Source organism: Desulfovibrio oxyclinae DSM 11498, assembly GCF_000375485.1.
Taxonomy (GTDB): Bacteria; Desulfobacterota; Desulfovibrionia; order Desulfovibrionales; family Desulfovibrionaceae; genus Pseudodesulfovibrio; species Pseudodesulfovibrio oxyclinae.
The window spans coordinates 500,626-524,744 of sequence record NZ_AQXE01000001.1; the positions used below are offsets into that span (position 1 = coordinate 500,626).

23 protein-coding genes are annotated in these 24,119 nt (G+C 58.7%); 10 read left to right on the top strand and 13 right to left on the bottom strand.

Annotated features, from left to right (window positions below; all coding sequences use genetic code 11):
- Window positions 1-11: 11 nt before the first annotated feature.
- From B149_RS0102575 to B149_RS0102640, 13 genes are all read right to left on the bottom strand, one after another.
- Entirely contained in the window at window positions 12-728 is a 717-nt protein-coding gene (locus tag B149_RS0102575) for a UshA-like (seleno)protein family 2 (RefSeq protein ID WP_018123598.1), read from the bottom strand.
- A 141-nt stretch (window positions 729-869) separates the two neighbouring features.
- Window positions 870-1,145, bottom strand: coding sequence for an HU family DNA-binding protein (locus B149_RS0102585; RefSeq protein WP_018123600.1), 276 nt, complete (start codon window positions 1,143-1,145; stop codon window positions 870-872).
- Between the two features lie 125 nt (window positions 1,146-1,270).
- Window positions 1,271-2,080 carry a MinD/ParA family protein gene (locus B149_RS0102590; RefSeq protein ID WP_018123601.1) on the bottom strand — a complete coding sequence of 270 codons (810 nt, stop codon included), beginning with the start codon at window positions 2,078-2,080 and terminating at the stop codon, window positions 1,271-1,273.
- Between the two features lie 12 nt (window positions 2,081-2,092).
- Window positions 2,093-2,944 (bottom strand): GGDEF domain-containing protein, encoded by an 852-nt coding sequence (locus B149_RS0102595; RefSeq protein WP_018123602.1) that lies wholly within the window; start codon window positions 2,942-2,944, stop codon window positions 2,093-2,095.
- Window positions 2,931-4,041 (bottom strand): peptide chain release factor 2 gene (prfB, locus tag B149_RS0102600; protein WP_156816715.1). Its coding sequence is split into 2 segments (ribosomal slippage): window positions 2,931-3,965 and window positions 3,967-4,041, totalling 1,110 coding nucleotides; the frame shifts between segments, so codons are not numbered across the junction. The genes B149_RS0102595 and prfB overlap by 14 nt, the downstream gene beginning before the upstream one ends.
- Before the next feature lie 15 nt (window positions 4,042-4,056).
- A complete protein-coding gene (lnt, locus tag B149_RS0102605; RefSeq protein WP_018123604.1) occupies window positions 4,057-5,586 on the bottom strand; it encodes an apolipoprotein N-acyltransferase in 1,530 nt (509 codons plus the stop codon).
- 2 nt (window positions 5,587-5,588) lie between these two features.
- Window positions 5,589-6,440, bottom strand: a complete 852-nt coding sequence (locus B149_RS0102610; RefSeq protein WP_018123605.1) for a hemolysin family protein — start codon at window positions 6,438-6,440, stop codon at window positions 5,589-5,591.
- A 106-nt stretch (window positions 6,441-6,546) separates the two neighbouring features.
- Complete coding sequence (mnmG, locus tag B149_RS0102615) at window positions 6,547-8,424, bottom strand: tRNA uridine-5-carboxymethylaminomethyl(34) synthesis enzyme MnmG (protein WP_018123606.1); 1,878 nt, start codon at window positions 8,422-8,424, stop codon at window positions 6,547-6,549.
- Between the two features lie 6 nt (window positions 8,425-8,430).
- Entirely contained in the window at window positions 8,431-9,654 is a 1,224-nt protein-coding gene (locus tag B149_RS0102620) for a M20 family metallo-hydrolase (protein WP_018123607.1), read from the bottom strand.
- Window positions 9,655-9,773: 119 nt separating this feature from the next.
- Window positions 9,774-10,061, bottom strand: a complete 288-nt coding sequence (locus B149_RS0102625; protein ID WP_018123608.1) for a PxxKW family cysteine-rich protein — start codon at window positions 10,059-10,061, stop codon at window positions 9,774-9,776.
- 128 nt (window positions 10,062-10,189) lie between these two features.
- Window positions 10,190-11,515, bottom strand: coding sequence for an amidohydrolase family protein (locus B149_RS0102630; protein WP_018123609.1), 1,326 nt, complete (start codon window positions 11,513-11,515; stop codon window positions 10,190-10,192).
- A gap of 5 nt (window positions 11,516-11,520) precedes the next feature.
- A complete protein-coding gene (gene mtnP, locus B149_RS0102635; protein ID WP_018123610.1) occupies window positions 11,521-12,273 on the bottom strand; it encodes an S-methyl-5'-thioadenosine phosphorylase in 753 nt (250 codons plus the stop codon).
- Window positions 12,274-12,286: 13 nt separating this feature from the next.
- Window positions 12,287-12,799, bottom strand: coding sequence for an adenine phosphoribosyltransferase (locus B149_RS0102640; RefSeq protein WP_018123611.1), 513 nt, complete (start codon window positions 12,797-12,799; stop codon window positions 12,287-12,289).
- A gap of 130 nt (window positions 12,800-12,929) precedes the next feature.
- Between B149_RS0102640 and rsmA the strand changes: the two genes are divergently transcribed.
- The 10 genes from rsmA to B149_RS0102690 all read left to right on the top strand — a co-directional run.
- The gene (gene rsmA / locus B149_RS0102645) at window positions 12,930-13,703 is read left to right on the top strand and encodes a 16S rRNA (adenine(1518)-N(6)/adenine(1519)-N(6))-dimethyltransferase RsmA (protein ID WP_018123612.1); all 774 of its coding nucleotides are present in this window, start codon (window positions 12,930-12,932) and stop codon (window positions 13,701-13,703) included.
- A 167-nt stretch (window positions 13,704-13,870) separates the two neighbouring features.
- Window positions 13,871-14,233 (top strand): HU family DNA-binding protein, encoded by a 363-nt coding sequence (locus tag B149_RS0102650; RefSeq protein WP_483782815.1) that lies wholly within the window; start codon window positions 13,871-13,873, stop codon window positions 14,231-14,233.
- Window positions 14,234-14,249: 16 nt separating this feature from the next.
- Window positions 14,250-14,423: a hypothetical protein gene (locus B149_RS18650; RefSeq protein ID WP_018123614.1), complete on the top strand. Its 174-nt coding sequence runs from the start codon at window positions 14,250-14,252 to the stop codon at window positions 14,421-14,423.
- Between the two features lie 159 nt (window positions 14,424-14,582).
- Window positions 14,583-14,783, top strand: a complete 201-nt coding sequence (gene rpsU / locus B149_RS0102660; RefSeq protein WP_018123615.1) for a 30S ribosomal protein S21 — start codon at window positions 14,583-14,585, stop codon at window positions 14,781-14,783.
- A 2-nt stretch (window positions 14,784-14,785) separates the two neighbouring features.
- Window positions 14,786-15,226, top strand: coding sequence for a GatB/YqeY domain-containing protein (locus tag B149_RS0102665; protein ID WP_018123616.1), 441 nt, complete (start codon window positions 14,786-14,788; stop codon window positions 15,224-15,226).
- Between the two features lie 19 nt (window positions 15,227-15,245).
- Complete coding sequence (locus B149_RS0102670; RefSeq protein ID WP_018123617.1) at window positions 15,246-17,561, top strand: endonuclease MutS2; 2,316 nt, start codon at window positions 15,246-15,248, stop codon at window positions 17,559-17,561.
- 67 nt (window positions 17,562-17,628) lie between these two features.
- Window positions 17,629-19,383 carry a DNA primase gene (dnaG, locus tag B149_RS0102675; protein WP_018123618.1) on the top strand — a complete coding sequence of 585 codons (1,755 nt, stop codon included), beginning with the start codon at window positions 17,629-17,631 and terminating at the stop codon, window positions 19,381-19,383.
- Window positions 19,380-21,131, top strand: coding sequence for an RNA polymerase sigma factor RpoD (gene rpoD / locus B149_RS0102680; RefSeq protein WP_018123619.1), 1,752 nt, complete (start codon window positions 19,380-19,382; stop codon window positions 21,129-21,131). Before dnaG ends, rpoD begins: the two co-directional genes overlap by 4 nt.
- A gap of 47 nt (window positions 21,132-21,178) precedes the next feature.
- Window positions 21,179-22,138, top strand: a complete 960-nt coding sequence (gene cbiB / locus B149_RS0102685; RefSeq protein WP_018123620.1) for an adenosylcobinamide-phosphate synthase CbiB — start codon at window positions 21,179-21,181, stop codon at window positions 22,136-22,138.
- Window positions 22,139-22,654: 516 nt separating this feature from the next.
- Window positions 22,655-24,119: VCBS domain-containing protein (locus tag B149_RS0102690; protein ID WP_026167411.1), on the top strand; the 1,465-nt coding region annotated here is incomplete at its 3' end.

Here is a 24,119-nt window from a genome sequence, read left to right on the forward strand (position 1 = left end):
ACTCTCCTTCCTTACTTGGTGTCCGCTTTTTCGAATATCCCGCGGACATCGGGATGCTCGTAGATCGAGTCGTCAAGCAGGATCGAGCCTACCGAAACAGTATCGTTGCTCCATTCGAAGTCTTCTCCTTCGGGCAATTGCCCGATGGAGACGCGGGTGACCGTTTTCCCGCGAGGATAGGGTCTTGACCAGAGAACCCGATCCCCAGATGCGAAACGCTTGACGAAGCTCATGCCACGACCGCCGCCGAGAAGAATGTCGGGCACCTCATCAGGCCGTTGATCCAGGTAGGCCTTTTCTCCATAAGCTCCCCAGGAGCTCAGACCCACCAGCAGATCAACTTCGGGCCGAGTTTTGGCGACAAGCCGGGTTACCTGTTCCACCAGCATTGCATCCGGGATGTCGGTATCCTCGGGCAGAGCTGGGAAACGCAGAAAGCCGACCGTATAGCCAGAGGTGCGGATGATGCTGACGGGCTGCTCATCGGCAGTCTTCCACGGCGCCGGAGGTTCGATCCCGGCGTCATTCAGCATCTGTTGTTCCTCATCGGCAAGCAGCGAAACGTCATAATTCATGAAATCGTAAGCTTGCGCAAGTGCACCCAGAGTGGACGCACCGGGGTCGTCTCCGACCTTGTGAGTGAACTCATACGCCCCGCCCACGACAATTCGCGGTGAGTCGTTGTTCTTGTCAAGAAGATAGGCAGCCCTCCGGGCCAGCCCGCCCAACGTTTTTCCTCCTCACGTGGGGCAGGGCTCAATGGTCCCGTGGGTATTGCCTGTATAAAGAAGCGTCAGGTCGGATTCCGCATGAGCCCGAAGGGGGAATGCGAGAATCAGAAGCAGAAAAAGTGCGAGAATCCGGTACATCTAATCGTTGATATATTCCTTGAGCTCTTTGCCGGGACGGAAGAAGGGCAGCTTTTTGGGCTTGACTTCAACCACGTCACCGGTCTTTGGATTGCGGCCGGTGTAGCCGTCATATTCCTTGATCTTGAAGCTGCCGAAGCCGCGGATCTCAACGCGGTCGCCGCGTACAAGGGCTTCCTTGATGGAGTCTACGAAGGCGCTTACGATCTGTGTGGACTCGTCAACGTGGAGCTTTTTCTCCTCAGCCAGAGCCTTGATCAGTTCGCTCTTGTTCATTCCTTTCCCCCATTGGGTTGCGTTCTCCACATTCGGCGTGGAATCGGTCCGTGAACGTGTTTCGAGAGACTTAACTTTACTAACTATGCCGAAACCCGTGGCTTTTCGTCAACCCCTTTCGCAATTTAAACGGGGAATTCTTTCAGAATGTGCCTTCCCGCAATACGCTCGATGTTGTCGGAGCGGTACCGGACAAGCTTTCTGGCTATGCTGCGGATGTCCTTGGCGGCGTTACAGTCGGGGGCGAATTTCATGAAAGGCGTCTGGCGTCGGACAGACTCCAATACATTGGAATCCTGACGGATATGTCCGAGATTTCGCAGCTCCACTCCGAGAAAATTCTTGCACGCGGCGGCCAGCCGCTCGTGTGTTTGCTGGGCTTCCTTGGCGGAGCTCACCTGGTTGACCAGCAAGAGAAAGTCGTTGATTCCATGCTGGGTGTTGAGCACCTTGATGGTTGCGTAACCGTCCGTGAGCGACGTCGGTTCGGGAGTAACCACCACGAGCCTGAGCTGCGTTATGCTGGCAAAGGCCATGGCCGTATGGTTGATGCCGGCGCCGAGGTCGAGCATCAGAAAGTCATACTGTCCGGCCAGCGTGACCAGTTTCCCGAAGAGTACGTCCTGCATGTCCTCATCCATTTCGACCAGTTCGGGGACACCGCTTGTGGCGGGCAGGATGTCCAGTCCTTCCTCAATGGGAACCGCCACCTCGGAGGGTGACATGTCCGACTGGAGCAGGTCCTGAAGATTTCGTTCCGGCGACAGGCCCAGAAGGACGTCGAGGTTGGCAAGGCCGAGGTCGCAGTCCATGAGCATGGAGGAATATCCGGCCTCGATGAGCGCATAGCCGAGGTTCAGGACGATGTTGGTCTTGCCCACGCCGCCCTTACCGCTGAGAATGGAGAGGCTCAGTGTGCTGTTGTCGTTGTTCATGATCGTTATCCTCTATTTTCCGAAGAGAAATTGCTTTTCATTGGCCTGAACCAGCGACTCGCGGGGCACGCTGTCCATCTCTGGCAGCCGAACCACTTCCACACGGTCCTTGCCGGCATCCTTGGCAGCATAGAGTGCCTCGTCCGCCGTGCCGACGATCTTCTTGACCGACATGTCACGCGTGCCCTTGTAGCAGGTCAAACCGGCGGAGATGGTTACCGAGAATTCACTTCCCTCGTCGCTGGTGAAAGTGGCGGAGCGGACAGCAAGCAGAATCCTTTCCAGCACCCGTTTGGCCTTGACCAGCCCCGTCCCCGGAAGCACGAGCGCGAACTCTTCGCCGCCGAAGCGGGCAGCCAGATCGTAGCGGCGTACCGCCTTGCTGAGGATTGCGCCGATCTCGGAGAGCACACGGTCGCCCGTGGGATGGCCCATGGAGTCGTTGACCTTCTTGAAGTTGTCCAGATCGAGCAGGGCAAGGCTCAGGGGCGTGCCGTTGCGGCGGGAGCGTTCAATCTCGACGTCAAGCATCCGATCGAAGGCGCGCCTGTTGGCGAGGTTCGTGAGCGGATCATGTCTCGTCTCATAGGACAGCTTGGCCAGATTGCGCTGAACCAACCTCACGTTGGGCACGGCCGAACCGTCCAGCGGAAGCGTGAGCCATTCCTCAAGAGGATTTTTGGACGTGAGTTCTTCCCAGTCCTTGAAATCCACGCCGGGAAAGAGGCGGCAGACCCACAGGGCCGAGTCATCCTCGGTGCCCGCGCAGTGTTCGTTGGCCCGGTTGCACAGCTCCTGCTGCAACTCGTTCATCTCACGCAGCAGGGCGGACTCGTTGGGCTTGAGCGGATCATTGTTCGGCATGATTGTGGATCAGGTTGCTTCGGATGATTTCATCCAGGTTGCCGTCGAGCACGTCATCGACGTTGCTTACCTCGAAATTGGAGCGGTGATCCTTGACCAGCCTGTAGGGCTGGAGCGTGTAGGTACGAATCTGATTTCCAAAGGCGATGGCGGTCTTGTCGGCGTAGTCCGACTGTTGCTCTTCCTCGCGCTTCTTCATCTCGATTTCGTAAAGGCGGGCCTTGAGGACCTTCATGGCCGCCTGTTTATTGCGCAGCTGCGACTTTTCGTTCTGGCACTGCACCACGATGTTGGTGGGCAGGTGGGTGATGCGCACGGCGGAGTTCGTCTTGTTGACGTGCTGTCCGCCTGGGCCCGATGAACGGAAGACGTCCACGCGCAGATCTTCGTCGCGCACGTCAACCTCCACATCCTCCTCAATGTCCGGAACGACATCCACGGAGGCGAATGAGGTGTGACGCCGTCCAGAGGCGTCAAACGGAGAGATTCGAATCAGTCGGTGTACGCCGCGTTCTCCGCGCAGATGGCCAAAGGCGTAAAGTCCTTCGATGCGCAGGGTGGCGCTTTTCACGCCTGCCTCGTCGCCCGGCTGAAGGTCGAGTAGTTCAAGCGAGAAGCCTCGGCGTTCGGCCCAGCGGGTGTACATGCGCATGAGCATTTCGGCCCAGTCCTGCGATTCCACGCCGCCTGCGCCGGGGTGGATCTCAAGGATGGCCGCGTTTTTGTCATGGGGATGGGTGAACAGGGTCGCCATTTCCGTGGTGTTAAGGCTGGAGCGGAAGGTTTCCAGCGACTCGTTGAGCGCCTGTACTGTCTCCTCGTCGGTTTCCTCCTGTGCGAGCAGGAGCCATTCGTCGAGGTCTTCGCGGGCGGTTCTGAGTTCGTCATACATGGCGAGCCTGCTTTCAAGCTGGCTCTTTTCGCGCAGTACCGGGGTAAGGCTTTCGGGCTTGTCCCATGCTCCGGGGCGGGACAGTTCCGCTTCTATTTCCTTGAGTCTGTCGGAGGATTCCCGATAGTCAAAGCCGCCCCCAGAGTGTGTCGAATTTCTCGATCAGTTCTGCGGAAAGGGACTTTATTTCTGGATATTCAAGCATAATCTCGATTGGTCGTTAAATGGTTCGTTGCCGATTGTGCCGTTTTCCACGGCGCAGGGCAACCGCTATGAAAAGGATGCACCCGGCCGTGCAGGCGAGCAACACATCGCCGAGCCACGGCTGCATGTGGAAAAAGGGCGTTTTCTCGGACCGAGACATGAGCGTGTCGGTCAACTGCGCCTTTTTAAACTGCTCGGTGCGGGAGCGGATGCGGCCCAGCGGATCAATGAAGGCGGTGATACCGGTATTGGTGCCGCGTGCCAGCCAGCGACTCTGCTCCACGGCCCGCAGGGTGGTCAGGGCCAGATGCTGACGCGGTGCGGACGTTTTCCCGAACCAGGCATCATTGCTGATGTTTACGAGAAAAGAGGCGCCGAGTGCAACCTGTTTGCGCGCCAGAGCCGGAAAAATCGCTTCATAGCAGATGAGCACGCCGAACGGGTGATCGCCTCTGGTGATAAGGGAGGCGGTGTTGTCCCCTTTCTTGAATGTCCCCACTGCCTGCACGAGTTTTTCAAACGGAATCCATTCACGAAGCGGCATGTATTCGCCAAACGGCACGAGATGTTCCTTGTCGTACCATGTGGCGGCCGAGCCGTCGGGTTTGACCAGAAAGGCCCGATTGAGCAACACATAACGTCTGTTGTCCGGGTTGGTGATGCGGTAGGCAGGCGCGCCCGTCAGGATTTCGGCCTCGTTGTCCCGAGCGAACTGGCGGACCATTGCGCCGTAGGGCGTGCGGTCCTGAAGGTAGAACGGCATGGCCGTTTCGGGCCAGACCAGCAGTTCGGCCCCTTTTTTCTGTGCTTCGCGGCTCAGGTTCAGGTATTTGCCTACAGTGGTCTTCTGGTATTTCGGATCCCACTTGAAGCTCTGGTTCACGTTACCCTGAATCAGGCCGACCTTGACGGGGGCGCCGTCGTCATCGAACGTCGCCATGCGCCATCCGCCGAAGCCCGTGAGCAGCAGGATCATTATCACTGCCGCGGCCATGGCGCCGGGAACGGTGCGGTAGAGCAGAATCGATACCGCAAGGGCCGCGAGTATGCCGGAGAGGGCGAACGCACCCACGACCGAAGCGGACTGGATGACGACCGGCCATGGCGCAAAGGCCGAGGCAAGGTTGGCCCATGGGAAGCCGGTCAGGATGAAGGACATGATCGTTTCGAGCGATGCCCAGCCGAGTCCGGCAGTCAGAATGACGAAAAGCGAGATGCTGGCGCGGCCCGCATGATGCATTAGCAGGGAGAAAAGTCCATAAAGCAGGCCGAGGGCGCCGCCTGCGAGCAACGGACAGGGCAAGGCCACATACCATGGCAGGTTGCCATAGATGGCCACCGGAATGACCATCCAGTAAAGCAGGCCGGTGCAGGCGAGGGTGCCCGCGAGCCAGCCCCAGCGAAACGCCTTGCGCGAGCCTGTGGCCCTGAAACCGATCCAAGCCAGCCCGAGAGGAAAGCCAAGCGCCGCGGCCGGAAACTGAAAGACGGGGTTGGCGAACCCCAGCCACGCGCCGAATATGGCAATAAAGGCGAGGGTTGGCATGATCAGTCTTCGGCCTGCTGCGTTTCGTCTTCCTCTTCTTGTTCGAGAGTGTCGATGCGGATGAGGATGATATGTCGTTCGTCTGCCGCCATGATGGTGAAGCGGCGGTTCTGCAGGTCGAAATGTTCACCCGGGCTCGGGATGTGACCGGCCAGCGCGGCGAGGTATCCGCCGATGCTGTCCACATGTTCGGATTCGATACTGACCGCACAGAGTTCGCAGACGTCTTCAAGAGGCACTTTTCCTGCCACCAGCAGCGCGCCGTCCTCGGTGTATTCGATTTCGTCCGGGCGTTCCGCCTCGTGCTCGTCAGCCATTTCGCCCACGATTTCTTCAAGGATGTCGGCCATTGTCACGATGCCAGAAGTGCCGCCGTAGTGATCGTGGACCACGGCGATATGCACCTTCTCCTTTTTGAAAAGGCTGAGCATCTCGTCGAGCTGCGTTTCTTCCGGCACGAAGAGGGCCGGACGCATGATGTCCGAAATGGGGAAGCGGCCGTCGCCCTCCATGAGCGGAGGGAGCAGGTCCTTGGCGTGAACCACGCCCACTATATGATCCCGCGTCTCGTGATAGACCGGTATGCGGGAATGATTGCCCTGTTTAACGATCGCGGCGGCGGCTTCCGCCACGGTGCTCGCGGCCTCGACACAGGTCATGTCCATTCTCGGGACGAGAACTTCGGTGACTTTTCTGCTGTCGAGTTCGAGGATGTTGAGAAGCATGGACACTTCATCACCCTCGATTTCGCCTTCTTCTCGCGCTTCGAGTATGTGGTCTTCGAGGTCGTGGCCGTTTTTGTTGAAGATCGACTTGAAGAAGGATCGCAAAGGACTGTCAGAGCCGTCTTCCAAGGCGGGTCTCCTTTTTGCGGTTCGGAACGAGGCCCGCGTTTGTGACACGGGCGGCCAATTTTGACTTCAATATGTATTCACCGGAAAACCGTCTGTCAACGGAGACTTACAGAAGTCCTGCTTTTTTCATGTATACTTCGAGACAGGAAATGGTGGCGGGGGTGATGCCGGAAATGCGCGAAGCCTGCCCGAGGGTCATGGGACGGATGGTTCCGAGCTTCTCCACGGCTTCGCGGGTCAGCCCTGCCACCTGCGAATAATCCATGTCTTCGGGGATGGAAAGATTTTCAAGCTCCCGGAAACGTTCTACAAGCTCCTTCTGACGTTGCAGGTAGCCCTCGTAGCGAATTTCCGTGGTCACTTCATCAAGCACGGCCTCGTCGCACTGTTCCACCATGGGCAACAGCGGCGCGAGGTCTCGAACATCCACCTGAGGCTGGCGAAGAATGGAGGCCAGTTCCACCATCTTGCCGGGTACCGAGGCGCCGATGCCTTCAAGCGTCTTGCGGGTTTCCCGGTCCGGCTTGATGCCGGTTTCGTGCATGGCCTTCAGGAGCCTGTCGATCTGCTCGCGCTTCCGGCTGAAAAGGTTCCAGTGGTCATCGTCCACAAGGCCTAACCTGCGGCCAGTTTTGGTGAGTCGCTGGTCGGCGTTGCCTTCGCGCAGCAGCAGACGGTGCTCGGCCCGAGAGGTGAACATCCGGTACGGCTCTTTGGTGCCTTTGGTGACCAGATCATCCACAAGAACGGCCATGTAGGCCTGATCGCGTCCAAGGAGGAACGGTTCCATTCCTTCGGTGGCGGCCTGAATGTTCATGGCGGCCCACAGGCCCTGCGCGGCGGCTTCCTCGTATCCGGAGGTGCCGTTGATCTGCCCGGCGCACCACAGGCCCGGAAGCGGCTTGGATTCAAGGGTCGGCAACAGCTGCGTCGGGGGGATGTAATCGTATTCGATTGCATAGCCCGGACGCACGATCTGGGCATTTTCCAGGCCTACGCAGGCGTTGATCATCCGTTTCTGCACGTCCAGCGGCAGCGAGGTGGGGATGCCGTTGGGGTAAACCTCCGGATGGTTCAATCCTTCGGGCTCCACAAAAATCTGATGCCGGTCCTTGTCCGGGAACCGGGCGATCTTGTCCTCGATGGAGGGGCAGTAACGGGCGCCGGTGCCTTCGATGACGCCCGTGAACATGGGCGAGCGTTCAAAGCCGGAACGAATGGCTTCGTGTGCCTCAGCGTTGGTCCACGTCATGTGGCAGGGCAGCTGCGGCATGGGGATGTGCGTGGTGCGGAAGCTGAACGGCGGCGGCGGATCGTCGCCGGGCTGGACTTCCATCTTGTCGAAATCCACGGAATCCTTCAGCAGTCGGGGCGTTGTGCCCGTCTTGAGCCGCCCCAATTCGAAGCCGAGTTCGTTCAGGCAGCCGGACATGCCTTCGGCCGAGGGGTCGCCGAGTCTGCCGCCGGAGAAATTGCTCAGGCCCACATGCAGCAGGCCGCGCAGGAAGGTCCCGGTGGTCAGCATGACGTTGCGGGCCTTGAAGACCTCGCCCAGACGCGTGCTGACGCCTGCGCAGCGACCTTCTTCCACAAGGAGTGATTCGGCGGTGTCCTGCCAGACCCAGAGTGACTGCTGTGAGAAGATGTCCCGCTTGACCACGCGCATGTACTCGTCGCGGTCGATCTGGGCGCGGGTGGCTCGTACCGCCGGACCCTTGCGGGTGTTGAGCGTGCGGAACTGGATGCCTGCGGCGTCGGCCCACAGGCCCATCATGCCGCCGAGCGCGTCGATTTCCCGGACCATGTGTCCTTTGGCAAGCCCGCCGATGGCCGGATTGCAGGATAGCTGGCCGATGTGGTCCACGTTCATGGTCAGCAGCAGGGTGCTGCGTCCCATGCGCGCAAGCGCCATGGCGGCTTCGCATCCAGCATGGCCCGCGCCCACCACGATGGCGTCGAATATGTCCGGAAAGGCGGGTTTCATGAGTTTCTATTTCTCCAGCAGCACGTGCGCCATGACCTTGGCGTCCGAAAGAGTGTTGGCGATGGAGGCCTGTTCGTTGGGCTGGTGCGCGAAATGGTTGAGCGTGGACCAGACGAGGGCGTCAACCCCGCGATGCCTCAACTGGGCGGCCACGGTGCCGCCTCCGATGCCGGTGGGCTTGATGTCCAGTCCCGTCACCGCCTTCACGCCGCGTCCCACGCGTTGCACGATCTCAGCATCCACCGGGGTCGGGGGAGCCGCCTGTTCGCGAATGATGGTTTCCATGCTTACGGTGCAATCGTATTTCAGCTCTGTTTCACGGCCCATTTCACCAATCCTGCCGATAATCTCGTCGAGATCGTACGTCGGCAGCACGCGGGCATCCACATAAAACACGTCGCGCCCCGGGATGGTGTTGACATTTTCCACGTTGGCTTCGCGTTTGGTGGGCTCAAAGGTGGAGCGAGCAGGATCGAAGAGCTCGTCGGTTTCGTCGAATTCATCCTTGAGCGCGCTGATGCGCACCACGAGATCCGAGGCGGCGACCATGGCGTTGAGGCCGTCATCTGGAGTGGAGGCATGGCACTGCTTGCCGTCCACGGTGACCTTGAGCCAGAACATGCTCTTTTCGGCCACTTCGGCGAGGGACGAATCCGGGCTGCCGAAGTCGGGCACGAGCACCAGATCGTTTTCACCAAAGAGGTCCAGATGGTTCTCGGCGATGTTGCGCAGACCGTATTCGTTGCCGGTTTCCTCGTCGGCCACCATGAGCAGACCGAAATTCATTTCGGGTGTCGCTTTCGCATCAAGGATGGCTTTGGCCGCGAGCATTCCGGAGACCAGCCCCTGATGGTTGTCCTCGACGCCGCGCCCGATGATGGTGTCGCCGTCTCGCCTGAGCGTCCACGGGTCGGAGTCCCAGAGGCTGTCGTCGCCAGCGGGCACGACGTCCATGTGGGCAATGACCCAGAAGGTGCGAGAGGTGTCGCGGCCGGGGATGATCGCCGCCACATTGGGTCTATGGCCGCATGGCGTGCGTTCGTCGGGGGCGTTGAATTCGCGAATGTCGCTCACGCCCATTTCGCGCAGTCTGCCGATGATCCAGTCGGCCTTCTCACGCTCTCCGGTTCCGTTGTTATCGGGAGAGAGGGCGGGGCGGGAAACCAGTTCGGTCTGTATGTCCACCACGGTTTCGGTCATGCCGTCGATGGCGGCGAGGATGGTCTTCATGCGATCGGCTCTCTTATTGCTGCAAACAGAAAAACGGCGCGGCGACAAAGCACCGCGCCGATATTGGCAAAACCGGCTCGACGGGTTCGGCCCCGCCGTGCATCCGTCCGGCCTGTAGCCTAGCGGCCGCGGGCGGCGCGCTTGGAAGCCTTCAGCGGGTTGACCTTGACCTTGCCTTCCTTATCCACGCCAGCGCGAACGTGCGTGGCGAAGTTGCACACGCCGTGTGCCCACTTGCGTGCAGGCTGGGCGTAAGCGGGACAGTACTTGGCGTCTTCAAACGGAATGACGCGTTCGCAGCCTTCACACTGTTCAACGATGGGCTCAAGGATGACTCCCTTGTAGCTCAGACCTTCGGCGGTCATGACGGCGCCATCGAGAGTGGCGGCAATTGCTTTCTTGGCCATTGGTGTATCCTCCTAAAAATAATCGGCTCGACGGATGCCCGTTCGGCAGATGATTGTATCGGTAACGTCAAAGACGATTCGGATATGCGTGATCAACTAGAATTGTCAAGCATTTTCCGGGAATTTTTTTAACGGCGAAGGGATGAAATCCACCGTCTTGCCTTGTCTGCCTCGCTTTTCAGCCCCTTGAGATCAAGAGTGCGAAAATTGCCGTCGAGATACAGGACGCGTCCTTCGCACATGGTCATGCGCACTTCGTGTCCCGTAGCCGCGTAGGTCGTATGGGAGATGAGATCGTTCACCGGCAGCATGTTCGGTGCGCAGAGGTCCAGCGCGCACATGTCGGCAGGGCGGCCCGGCGCGAGTGTCCCCAGTTCTGGCCAGTGAAGGCACTGCGCCGATCCTCTCGTGGCCATGTCCAGAACGCTGGCGGCTGAGGCCGCACGGGCGTCGTGGTCGCGGACCTTGCCGCCGAGCGCCGCAAGACCCATCTCGCGAAACATGTTCAGCTGGTTGTTGCTCGCAGCTCCATCTGTGCCGAGGCCGATCGTGACCCCCGCATCCAGCATTCTTTGGATGGGCGCAATGCCCGAGGCGAGTTTCATGTTGGAGGCGGGGTTGTGAACCACCTTCGCGCCTGTTTCGGCGAGTCGCCCGATATCCTCTTCCGACACGTCCACGCAGTGATGCAGCGTGCAACGCCTGTCGAGGATGCCCAGCGAGTCCAGAAGTTCAACAGGGCGTTTGCCATGCTTCTCGACGCAGGACGTGGTCTCTTCCGGAGATTCGGCGAGGTGTATCTGCCACGGCAGGTCGAGCTCCGCGGCAAGGGTGTGGCTGGCCGTCAGGGCATCCGGGCTCACTGTGAAGACCGCGTGTGGTGCGACAGAGGTGCGGATGCGCGGGTGCCCCGAGTATTGTTGGCGAAGTCGTCTCAGGGTTGTCCAGCAGGACTCTGCGTCGGGGAACATGGGGGAGGGGAATCCGAAAAATCCTTCGCCGAGCACGGCTCGGATGCCTGCGTCGTGCGCGGCGCGTCCGGTGTTTTCCTCGTGGAAGTATCCGTTCATGAAGGCCGTGCAGCCGGTGCGGATCATTTCCGCGCATCCCAGCGCGGCTCCCAGGCGAAGCAGCTCGGGCGAGAGCCTGCCCTCCACGGGCCAGATGTCCTCCCGCAGCCATTGCAGAAGCGGGCGGTCATCACCCACGCCCCGGAGCAGTGTCATGGGCAGATGGGTGTGGGCGTTGATGAGTCCGGGCAGAAGGAACGCGTCCGTGAGCCGGAGCGTCTCCCTTGCTTCAAACTGTTCGGCAATGTCGCCCCGGTCGCCACAGGCGGTTATCGTTCCGTCGCAAATGGCAACGGCCGCATCATGGAAGACGCGGCCGTCCAGAAAAGCCATGTCCGCGCAGACAAGCAGATCGCACTGATTTGTCGCACGGCCATCCGTCATGTCGTTTAGCCGTCCAGGCTGCCGATGGTATTGATGAGCACCGTCGTGACCTTTTCCACGTTCCCCTTGAATACTTCGAGGATGTCGTCCCACGTGACGGGCTCCTCGTCGGTCTTCCAGCAGTCGTAGTCGGTACTCATGGCAACGGCGGCGTAGGGCACTCCCGCCTCGTTGGCAAGCGCGCATTCCGGGGCCACGCTCATGTTGATGACGTCCGCGCCCCACATGCGGAACATGTTGGATTCCGCGCGAGTGGAGAAGCGGGCGCCTTCGATGGTGATGACCGTACCTTTGGCGTGGTAATCGAATCCGCCGCTATCGCAGGCCGCCACGAGTTTGGCTCGCAGCGTTTCGTCGAACGGTTCCGCCATGGCGGTGTGCACCGCGCCGTGCGGTTCGAAGCGGTGATGAAAGGAGTTGCCGGGGCGACGGGTGAAGTCGATGAACTGGTCGAGGATCACCAGATGACCGCGGTCGATCTCTTCGCGCAGCGACCCGCAGGCCGTGGTGGCGATGATCATGTCCGCGCCCCAGTCCTTGAGGGCGAGGATGTTGGCCCGGTGATTGACCGCATGGGGCGGGATGGTGTGTTCCCTGCCGTGGCGGGCGATGATGGCCACCTCGTTTCCGGCGATGGTGCCGACCTTGAGAGGGGAGCTGGGCGGCCCGAAGGCGGTCTCCGCCTGAAGGTCCGAGGCGCCTTCGATGATGTCGGGGTTGTCCAGTCCGCTGCCGCCGATGATGCCTATCTTGACCATGATTTCGCCTTGTCTAGAGCATGATGAGGTTGCAGAAGTCGTGGCCTTCGAGCTTCTTGTCGCCGTCGAGGAAACCGAGCTGGACCACGAAGCCAATGCCGACGATGTCCGCGCCGGCGTCTTCCACGAGCTTGACCATGCCCTGTGCGGTGCCGCCGGTGGCCAGCAGGTCATCGATGACCAGAACCTTTTCGCCTTCTTCAAGGGCGTCGGCGTGCATGCAGAGGGTGTCGGTGCCGTATTCGAGGTCGTAGGTGACGCAGGTGGTTTCGTAGGGCAGCTTGCCGGGCTTGCGCACCGGCACAAAGCCTATGCCCATCTTGTAGGCCAGCGGCGCACCGAAGATGAAGCCCCGCGCCTCGGCGGCGACGATCTTGGTGGCGCCGCAATCCTTGAATTTTTCCGCCAGGCAGTCCACCGTATGGCGAAATGCGTTGGGATCGGCGAGCATCGGAGTGATGTCGAAAAAGACGATTCCCTCTTTGGGATAGTTGGGAATGTCGCGGATGTGGGAACGCAGATCCATGGTTCTCCTCCTTGAAATAATGTCCCGATTGAGTACGTTCCCGCAAGGGCCTGTGTCAATTGGTTGATCGGCGCCGCTCTTTGATGTAGTGCAACTCGTTTCCGTTTACCGGGCAACCATGGAGATGAATATGTCCAGCGACGGCCACAGGGCCAAGAAAAGTCTCGGCCAGAACTTTCTGGTGGACGAGAATACATGCAGGCGCATCGCCGATGCGGTCTGCGCACTGCCCGGAGAACGGGTCTTGGAGATCGGACCGGGCAAGGGAGCCATCACGCGCTTTGTGGCTGAGTGTGACTTTGACGACTACCGTGTGCTGGAGCGCGACGAGGACCTGGCCGACCGGCTGGAGGACGAGTTCCCCGAGCTGGACGTGGTGCGCACGGATGCGCTCAAGTATCCGTGGGAGGAGTTGGAATCCGACTGGATCGTGGCGGGCAACCTTCCGTACAATATAGGATCAAAGCTCATCTGGGACATCGTCAGCCAGACGGAATGCGCCTGCGCCTTCATGGTTCAGCACGAGGTCGCGGCAAGGCTGACGGCCTCCCCGGGCTGCAAGCAGTACGGGGGACTCACCGCTTGGGTGGGGAACTTCTGCCGTACCCGGTATCTGTTCAAGGTGCCGCCCACGGTTTTCAGGCCAAAGCCCAAGGTGGACTCCGCAGTGGTCGAATTTATTCCTTTTTCCCGGCAGCAGCGGCCGCCGCACCCGCAAAAGCTCGCGCAGCTGTTGAAGCTGTGTTTCCAGAAACGCCGCAAGCAGCTTGGTAACATATTGAAATCCAGAATGAATGATGAAATCGAGGCGTGGTTTCAAAATGGCCCTGTCAAATTGACGGACCGGCCGGAAAATTTGTCACCAGAGCAGTTCAGAGAGCTCTCGACCCTTGTTTTTTCTTGATTCCGGGCGAAAAAACCCGGTTTGCCTATTGACGGAACACTCAAAAATCTGTTTTAGATGCGGAGGGGACTTGCTCGGGTGACGGATATGCCCGTCATTCGTAACATTCAGAGAAATTTTCTGCTTGTTCAAGGCCGAATCGGCCGCGATCCCCAACGTTGTAAATAATGGGGGCCTGCGATAAGGAATGTCTTGTTATTCCGGACGCTGACAGGCGGACCCCAAAGGTATCAGAACCATTAGAGGAGGAAGGACTGATGACGAAGGCTGAGTTGGTTGTGAAAATTGCTGAGAAGTCCAATCTTACCAAGGCCAATGCTGAACGCGCTCTCAACGCTTTTCTGGAGACTGTTGAGTCCACTCTCGTGAGCGACGGCAAGCTGACCCTGACCGGTTTCGGCACCTTCATGGTGGAAGAACGCAAGGAACGCGTGGGCCGCAACCCCCGCTCCGGCGCCGAGATCAAGATTCCCGCCACCAAGGTGGTCAAGTTCCGCCCCGGCAAAATCCTGAAGGAAGCCGTCAAGTAGGCATTGGAGGATAACCATGCTTCGTGGTGAAACCGTTCACAGCCCGCTCCCGCAGGACCTGCCCTGGTGGATGCCCGACCATTTCGTTTTCTTCGGCGTTCTGTACGCCGTGCTGGGCATCATCGGTCTCGGACTGGCCTGGACGTTCTACAAGTCCTGGAAAGATGTGAAGGAACAGCCCGACCACTAGGTCGCTGTATTCGGTAACGATCAGATGGAGCCTGCCGCCTCGTGCGGCAGGCTCTTTTTTGTATATTCTCCTCTTGCCAAGCGTGAAAACAGTGTGTAATTAGTCTTCTCTTGACTTTGCCTTCGGATTCCCCGTTGGCGACAAAGGGAGGTGATTTTCTTGCCGGGTGTTTACCTTGATGATGGTGACAGCTTCGACATTTCTCTGCGCCGCTTTAAAAAGCAGGTGGAGAAGGGCGGAATCCTGTCCGAACTGAAGAAGCGTCAGCACTACGAGAAGCCGAGCGTGCAGCGTAAGAAGAAAAAAGCTGCCGCGAAGAAGCGTCTCGCCAAAAAGCTCCGCAAGATGAGAACGTCCTAATTATGCTTTTCGAACGCATTAATAAGGACTTCATATCGGCCTATAAGGCCAAAGAAGAAGTTAAAGTGGCCGTCTTGAGGCTTCTCAAGACGGCCATTAAGAACGCTTCCGTCGAGTTTGGCCGTGAGCCGGACGAGGCGGAAGTGCTTGATATCGTCCTCAAGCAGGCCAAGCAGCGGCGCGAGTCCATTGAGCAGTACTCCAAGGCCGGGCGCGACGATCTGGCTGACCGCGAGGTTGCCGAGCTTGCCATTCTTGAGGGGTATCTCCCTCAGCGGCTTTCCGACGAGGAACTCTCCGCTGAGATCGACGCTCTCATCGCCGAAACCGGCGCAGAGGGTATGAAGGACATGGGCCGGGTCATGAAGCTGCTCAATGAGCGTTTCAAGGGCCGGATCGACGGCCGTGCTGCCAGCGAGACCGTCAAGGCGAAGCTCTCCTAATCCTCAAATTGCGGGTTCTATGGAATCCAGATCATTACGACTCCTCGAATTCAATCGTGTCCTGGAGACGCTGTCCACGTATGCCGTTTCGGAAGCCGGAGCTGCTGCGTGTCTCGACGTGCGTCCGCTTAAAGACGTCGAAGCCGTTTCCTCGTCCGTCCGCGAACTGCGAGAGGCCGCACGGTGGATCGGCGAATCGCAGATTCGTCTCTCCGCTTTCCCGAGTCTCGACGGACTGTTCGCCAACCTCGACGTCAAGCACGAGCACCTTGATCATGACGACCTGTTCGCGCTGAGAATAGTTTTCGGGCAGGCCGAGACTGTTCGCGAATCACTCAAGAATTTCGAAGACCGCGGCTGGGATGAGTTGGGACGCGTCCTTTTCTCCGCGCCGTGGCCCCAGACCGCCGTGTCGGGCATCAACCGTTGCCTCGACCCGGACGGGCGGATTCGCGACGAAAGCAGCCCCGAGCTTTCCGATGTTCGCCGCGAGATCCGCAACATTCATCAGCGCTGTACTCGCAAGGTGAAGGATTTTGTGCTGCGTGAGGACCTTTCCAACGCGCTGCAGGACGACTTTATCACTATTTCGTCCGACCGTTACGTGATGCCGCTCAAGGCCAACTTTAAGGGCCGCGTCAAGGGCATCATCCACGACTATTCGCAGACCGGTGAGACCTGCTACTTCGAGCCCATGTTCCTCGTGGAGATGAACAACCGGCTGCAGGAGCTCAAGCGCGAGGAGCGGGAAGAAGAACTCAAGGTTCTTCGGTACCTGACGGGCCTCGTGCGCCGTGAACGCGATGGCGTTCTCGGAGTTTACAAAAGCCTTGTGGCGCTTGATGTTCTCATGGCGAAGGTGGCGTACGGCGAGGCGCTGGACGGTCGCGCCGTGGACGTTCGCGAGGGTGCGGTGCCGACCCTCAAGGGTGCCCGGCATCCGTTGCTTGCCACTGGCGGCAATGTGCATCCGCTCAATATTTCATTTACAGAGACCACCCGCAGCCTCGTGATCAGCGGCGGCAACGCGGGCGGCAAGACGGTGTGTCTCAAGACGCTGGGCCTGTGTGCGCTCATGGCTCTTTCCGGACTTCCTGTTCCTGTTGAAGAGGGCAGCGTGCTCCCGCCGTGGAGCAACGTGTTCGTTGTCATGGGCGACGAGCAGAGCCTCGATGAGAGCGTCAGTACCTTTACGGCCCAGATATCCTACATCCGCCGCGTATGGGACAGTGTGGACGAAAACACGCTGTTCATCCTCGATGAATTCGGTGCGGGTACCGATCCCACACAGGGAGCCGCGCTGGCGCAGGCAGTCATCGACAGCCTGTTGGAACGCGAGGCCATGTCCGTTGTTGCCACCCATTTCCCGGCACTGAAGGCTTATGCCATGGCCACCGAGGGCGTCCGTGCGGCCTGCGTGCTCTTTGACCCGCGCACCAAACAGCCGCTTTTCGAACTGGCCTATGATCAGGTCGGTGCATCCATCGCGCTGGACGTGGCCAAGGAGAACGGACTTCCTGAAGAAATTCTGGATCGTGCCGAACGCTATCTGCTGATGGACGGCTCCGATACCACCGCTGTTCTGGACCGTCTGAACGAGCTGGCTGTGGAGCGCGAAAAGGAAATCCGCGAAGCCGAGTCCGTGCGTCGCAAGATGCAACACAAGCATGACAAGCTCGAAGCCGACTTTGAGCAGCGCAAGGGCAAGCTGCTCAAGGATATTCAGGGGCAGGCGCAGGATGTTGTTCGACAGTGGAAGCAGGATCGCATCAGCCGCAAGCAGGCCCAGAAGAAGTTGGCGGATGCCCGCGAAACGCTCGTCTCCACTGGTGACAAGGCCGAAAAGGCCGTTGAAAAGGCGTTTTCCTTTGATGATCTTGAACCCGGCATGAAGGTGACCTACACCGCATGGAATCGCGAGGGCGACGTGGTTGAGATCAACAAGCGCAAGAAGCAGGCCAAGGTGGACGTCGGCGGTGTGGCCATGTGGGTCAAGGCCGAGCATCTTCAGCCCGCGGGCGGTTCCTCCAACGGAGCGAAGCCGTCTTCGGCCAAGGGACGTACCCCCAAGGCGAAACCTGCTGATTCACTGGTCACCTTGCGTCTGGATCTTCGCGGCCGAAGGGCGGACGAGGCGCTTGCCGAATTGGACCGTTTTTTGGACGAAGCCCTACTCAAGGGAGCCGGGCGCCTGGAGATTGTCCACGGACGCGGAACCGGTGCCCTGCGCCGTGAAGTACACGATTTTCTGAAGCATTATCCTGCGGTTTCCTCCTTCTCGCTTGCGCCTGAAGATCAGGGGGGAGATGGCATGACTGAAGTGTTGCTTACCTGAGGACCCGTTTTCGCCCCCGCCGATTTCGAGCGAAGGGCGGCTCGGGCCCCAACCTGTTGGGGAGCTTGTGGATCGCAGCGCTGTCGAGGCCGTCAAGGCCCGCATCAATATCGCGGACATCATACGCCGCTACGTGGACCTGAAACCCGTTTCAGGCCGGTGGATGGGTGCGTGCCCGTTCCATCAGGAAACCAAGCCCTCCATGAGCGTGAACGAGGACGAGGGTTTCTTTTATTGTTTCGGGTGTCAGGCGTCCGGCGATGTCATTGATTTCTACATGCGCATCAACGGGCTGGAGTTTCGGGACGCGCTTGAGCAACTCGCCACCGAGGCCGGGGTGGAGCTGAAGGGCTACCGGCAGAACCAGCAGGATGTGGAGCGCAGCCGTCGCAAGAAGCTCCTCATGGAGATGCACGACGAGGCGCAGCATTTTTTCCGCAACTGCCTTGGCCATGCCGTGGGGCAGCCCGCGCGTGACTATCTTAAGCGTCGCGGCACTTCGCCGGAGATCATTGAGCGTTTCGGTCTCGGGTACAGCCCGGATGACTGGCACGGATTGGACAATTTCCTCAAGGGAAGGGGCAGAATGCCCGAGGACGGCGTGGAAGCCGGACTTTTGTCGAAAAATCAGAAAGGCAATATTTACGACAGGTTCCGTGGAAGATTGATCTTCCCCATCAAAAATCTTTCGGGTCGGGTCATTGCATTCGGCGGTAGAATAATTACAGATGGAGAACCAAAGTACCTGAATAGCAGTGATTCGCCCATCTACAAAAAGGGCGAACACCTCTATGGCCTTGATGTGGCGCGGCGGTCCATGAACCGCACCCGCAGGGCGCTGCTCACGGAAGGCTACATGGACGTGCTTTCACTGCATCAGTTTGGGTACGAGGACGCCTGCGGGGTGTTGGGAACCGCGCTGACGACCGATCAGGTCAAGAGGCTGGCCGGACTGTGCAACCGGGTCGATCTCGTATTCGACGGGGACGGCGCCGGCAGAAAGGCCGCACTCAAGAGCAGCCGGATGATACTGTTGCAGGGAGCCAAGTGCCGTGTGGTGCTGCTTCCCGAAGGAAAAGACGTGGACGACGTGCTGCAGGAACACGGACGGGACGGATTCGAACAGTGTCTGGACAATGCAAGGGACGGGCTGGATTTTTGCCTGAAGACCCTTCGCGACGACTTTTCGCCGCGCGAGATCATGGACTGGGCCGGGAGTTTTCTCTCGGAACTGAAGGATCCCGCTTTGGCGGCGTTTTTCCTGCCCCGTCTGGCCGGCGGGCTCGGTTTGTCCGAAGCCGAGCTGAGGCGGACGTTTACGGGAGACAGGGCACCGGCCCGGGGCCGCAACGAGCCTGCGCCAGCCGCTTCTCCCGCGCCGTCAGCCGTACGCAAGGCCGCACCACGGGAAAAGGAAAGCAGGAACGATCGGACATATTTGACGTTTTGCATCAAATACCCGGAATACATCCCCTACCTGGAAGGGCAGGAGATGCATTCCGTGCTCTCCACCGAGTGGGCCAGGGCACTGTGGGAAAAGCTCAGAGTCATGCAGCCGGGCGAAGATGCGCTCTCGCGGCTCAACCCCGAAGAAAAGAGCTTTTTCATCCAGTGTCGCAACCAGCTTGCGGAGAACCCATTGAACGGTCAGGAGCTGCAGCAGGAATGGTCCTTCATCTGCAACTCGATCTACGAAACGCGAAAGAAGGCCTATCTGCGTTATTTGAGAGAGAATATCCGCCTTGCGCAGGAGCAGGGCGATAGAGCGCTCTTGGAACAGTATCAGCGGGCTTACCAGGAGTTTCTGGGGAGGAACCAATGAGCAACATCAAAGAAATTCAGCAGATCAAAACCCTCATCGCCAAGGGCAAGAAGAAGGGGCATCTCACCTTTGAAGAGGTGAACGCCGCACTGCCCAACGATGCCAACACCCCGGAGCAGATGGAAGAAGTCATCACGCTTTTCGAGCAGATGAACATCTCCATCGTGGATGCTCCCAAGGATGCCAAGAGCAGCGAAGACAGTTCGGAGGACAACTCCAACGTCATCAGCGAGAGCGAAGAGGATCCCGTGGAGCTCGCCTCCCGCAGCACCGATCCCGTGCGTATGTATCTGCGCGAGATGGGTGCCGTGCCTCTTCTGGACCGTGAAGGCGAAGTCGTCATCGCCAAGAAGATAGAGTCCGGCGAGATGGACGTGCTGTACGCCCTCATCGAGGTGCCGGTTGCCGTCGAGGAGCTGGTCAAGGTCGGTGAAGACCTTGAAGAAGGCACTGTCAAGCTCAAGGACGTGGTCAAGACCATCGAAGAAGACGATCCGTCCGAAGACGAGATGAACCAGCGTCAGCGGGTCATCCACCTTCTCAATGAGATCAGCGACGTCTTCGACATAAAGCAGGAACTGTACGACCAGCTTGAACAGTGCGACCCGAACGACAAGCGCGCGCAGGAAGTGTATCAGGATATCGTCAAGTACAAGGAAGATATCGTCGAGCGCCTGCGCGACATCAAGCTTGAGAAAACGCTCATCGACCGCATCATCGAGACGGTCAACGACTACGTACGCCAGATGCACAACTGTCAGCGCGATCTCTCGGCATACGTTCTCTCCGTGGGCAAGACCAGTGCCGAAATCAAGGAGATCTTCAAGCAGGTCGACGACCGTGAGCTGAATCCGGTCAAGGCCGCCGACATGCTCGGCATGACCGTCGAGGAGTTCTTCTCCTTCAAGGAAATGCTCGCCGGCAAGATCGAGATCATGGATCGCCTGCAGCAGAAGTGCAAACACTCGGTCCACGACCTTGAGGAAGTGCTGTGGCGCATCAAGCACGGCAACCGCACCGCCATGCAGGCCAAGCAGGAGCTGATCCGCGCCAACCTGCGCCTTGTGGTGTCCATCGCCAAGAAGTACACCAACCGCGGCCTGCAGTTCCTGGATCTGATTCAGGAGGGCAACATCGGCCTCATGAAGGCCGTGGACAAGTTTGAATACCAGCGTGGGTACAAGTTCTCCACCTACGCCACCTGGTGGATCCGTCAGGCCATCACCCGCGCCATCGCGGACCAGGCCCGGACGATCCGCATCCCGGTGCACATGATAGAGACCATCAACAAGCTCATCCGCACCTCGCGCTATCTGGTGCAGGAGCTTGGCCGCGACCCGTCTCCGGAAGAGATTGCGGAACGCATGGAATACCCGCTCGACAAGGTCAAGAAGGTCCTCAAGATCGCAAAGGAACCCATTTCCCTCGAAACCCCCATCGGGGACGAGGAAGATTCCAGCCTCGGCGATTTCATCGAGGACAAGAAGGCCGCCGCGCCCGCGGAAGAAGTGGTCTGCACCAAGCTGGGCGAGCAGATCGCCAGCGTGCTTTCCGACCTGACTCCGCGCGAGGAGCAGGTCCTGCGCAAGCGTTTCGGCATCGGCGAAAAGTCCGACCATACGCTTGAGGAAGTGGGCAAGCTGTTCAACGTCACCCGTGAACGCATCAGACAGATTGAGGCCAAGGCGCTTCGCAAGCTGCGGCATCCGGTCCGCAGTGCCATGCTCCGGTCCTACTTCGAAAACTAGCCGTCATGAGCGGGGGAGGCGGAAGACGCCTTCCCCGCTTTTTTATTATGCTCAGTCTCTTCGCCTCACCGCTTTCTCCGCTCGTCACCGCGCTGGGATATTTCGTAGACACCCGTCTGGGCGACCCGTCATGGCTGTATCATCCGGTACGCGCCCTCGGATGGGTCATTGATCGCGCTGAAAAAGCCGTGCGCTCCCGTGTTGGCTCCGAAGCAGGAATGAAGATTGCCGGTGCTACCGTCACACTGCTGTTGAGTTCCACCGTGGCTGCTCTGGTGTCTACGCTGATTGCCCTTCCACTGCTTGGTTTTTTGCTTGCCGTCTATTTTGCCTATTCCGGCTTGGCCCTCCGCTGCCTTCTTGATGAAGGGGCGGATGTTGAAAGGCTGTTGCAGGCCGATGATATCGATGAAGCCCGTGTCCGTCTGTCGTATCTGGTGAGCCGGGACACGTCGCGCATGGATGCTGTGGACATTCGCCGTTCTTTGGCGGAGACCCTGTCGGAAAACTTCAGCGACGGCTTTGTCGCCCCTCTGTTCTATCTGTGCCTGTTCGGCCCGGCTGGCATGTGGGCCTATAAAACGGTGAACACTTTCGACTCCATGTGGGGCTACAAAAACGAGCGGTACAGTCACCTGGGCTGGTTCCCTGCCAGGTTGGACGATGTGCTCAACTTCATCCCGGCCAGATTGAGTGCCGTTTTGATCCTGCTTGTATCGCGACGCCCACGCCCACTCGCGGCCCTGAGAACTGTCATCAGGCAGGCGGGAAAAATGGAAAGCCCCAACGCCGGTTGGCCAATGGCCGCCTGTGCCATAGCCCTCAATGCGCGAATGGGCGGCCCTACCTCATACTTTGGTCGCATTAAGCAAAAACCGCTGCTGGGGGGCGAATTCGCGTGGGACCAGGCTCTGCTGGCCAGACTTTTATTGACCCTCAAAAGGACAGGCGGGTGGTCTTTGCTTATCCTGATTTCTTTTCAGGCGTTCCTCTGGTTTGCAGCCTGACAAGGCTCTGCCTGCTAGTCGTTTCTGGATCATCACCATTCTGGCCTTCTTCTGTTCGATGCCTTTTTGTCGGCACGAAGGGGTGCTTTGCGTTATCCTTAGAACTCCATCGCAGCATTTCGAATCTCGCAGAAATGGGCAGTTCCGTTTTTATCTCTCATAGGTATGGTTCACCAAGTTGCTCACAGTAATGATTTTCATTGCTGCGAAAAGTGCATGAAAATCAACTTATTGTGGATTGAGTGATGTTGAAATGGTTGAACCTTCTAACAGAACAACCGCTGAGTTATTCACAGATACATGTTTAAAACCTAGTGACTGGCTTGATAATCACGAATTTTTAGCAAGAGCTATTGTGACAATATTTCGGGGGGTTAGTGGTGAGGTCGTTGATTGCATTAAACACCGTAAGGAGCTGGAATGCTTAGCTCTATAATGTTTGACACTGGTTGGCCTGTGTAATAGTAAAGTTGTTACGCCTAAAGATCGTCAAACGTCACTCTCAAGGAGCCCCTCATGCCCGAGACCGTTGCTGTTCAGAATCTGGAAACGTTGCAGGTCACACTGCCCGGTGAAGGTCGCACTCAGGCCTACCGCTTGTCCCCGGACATGCTTATCTCGTTTGAATTCGATGTCTCTGACGCTGTGTTCACTCGTGACGGAAACGATCTCGTTGTTCAGGTGGACGGGGGGGGGGCGATAGTCTTTGAGGACTATATTCTCCTTAACGAAGGTGGGCAGCTTCCGCTCTTCGAGCTTGTTGGCGGAGAACTGGTGCCCGGCGAAGCCTATCTTTTTGCATTCTCCGACATGGAAGCTCCCGCAGAAGATATCGAAACGGCTGCGGACGCTGGCGGCAGCGGCAGCGGGGCGGGCGTATACTCCGATGACAGCGGGGCTCTTTATGATGGAGTGGAGGGGCTTGCGGCTCGGGGGGACGTTGATGGTGCAGGCGTTGACGGTCTTGAGGCTTTTTCGGCGACTGGTGGGTTCGGTTTTGCTCCGGCAACCTCAACGGCGCAGAGTAATGTGAACGGCCCGACTGTTTCTGGCGCTCTTTCCATAGAGCTGGACGAAGATGGCTCAAAGGTCATAACGGAATCCGACATCCTTTCCGTTGTCAGTGATCCGGATCCGGCTGCCGAACTCGGCGTCACGTCCATCTCGGTTTCAGGCGGAACCCTTACCAGAATTTCTTCGGACGCCTGGATTTTTCAGCCTGACGCTGATTACAACGGGGAGCTGGATCTTCAGTTTACGGTGAGCGATGGCATCTTTTCCGTTGACGGGGGGGGCACCGTCATCGTGCATCCTGTCAACGATGCCCCGGTTCCTCAGGCAGCTTCTGCTTCGGTTCAGGAGGATGGTTCGGTTTCCGGAAAGCTTGTAGCTGAGGACATAGACAATACTCAGGACGAACTGACATTCCGTCTTGCCGACCCTGACAATGCGCCTGCTGGGCTTGTGCTCAAGCAGGATGGTAGCTACTCGATCGATGCATCCCGATACGATTATCTCCCTGATGGGCAAAGCGAAACGTTCCTCGTTGAGTACGTTGTTTCCGATAGCGCGGGCGGCGAAAACACTCAGACCCTTGAAATCACGGTCAACGGCACCAACGACGCTGCCGACATTTCCGTGGCAGCCGGTGATTCCGACACCGGTTCCGTGACCGAGGACGATTCCGCTTTCACGCTGACCACGTCCGGCGCACTGACCGTGACCGACGCGGATGCGGGCGAAGCGGTCTTTGATCCCGACAGCGTGCAGGCCCCGGCAAACGCGCAGGGTACCTTGACCATCGACGCGGACGGCAACTGGGAATACACCATTCCCAACGCCGACGTGCAGTCCCTTGGCGAAGGCGACAGCTTCACCGAGACCTTTACGGTGCAGTCCGCTGACGGGACCGCGACGCACGACATCGAAGTGACGGTCAACGGCACCAACGACGCTGCCGATATTTCCGTGGCAGCCGGTG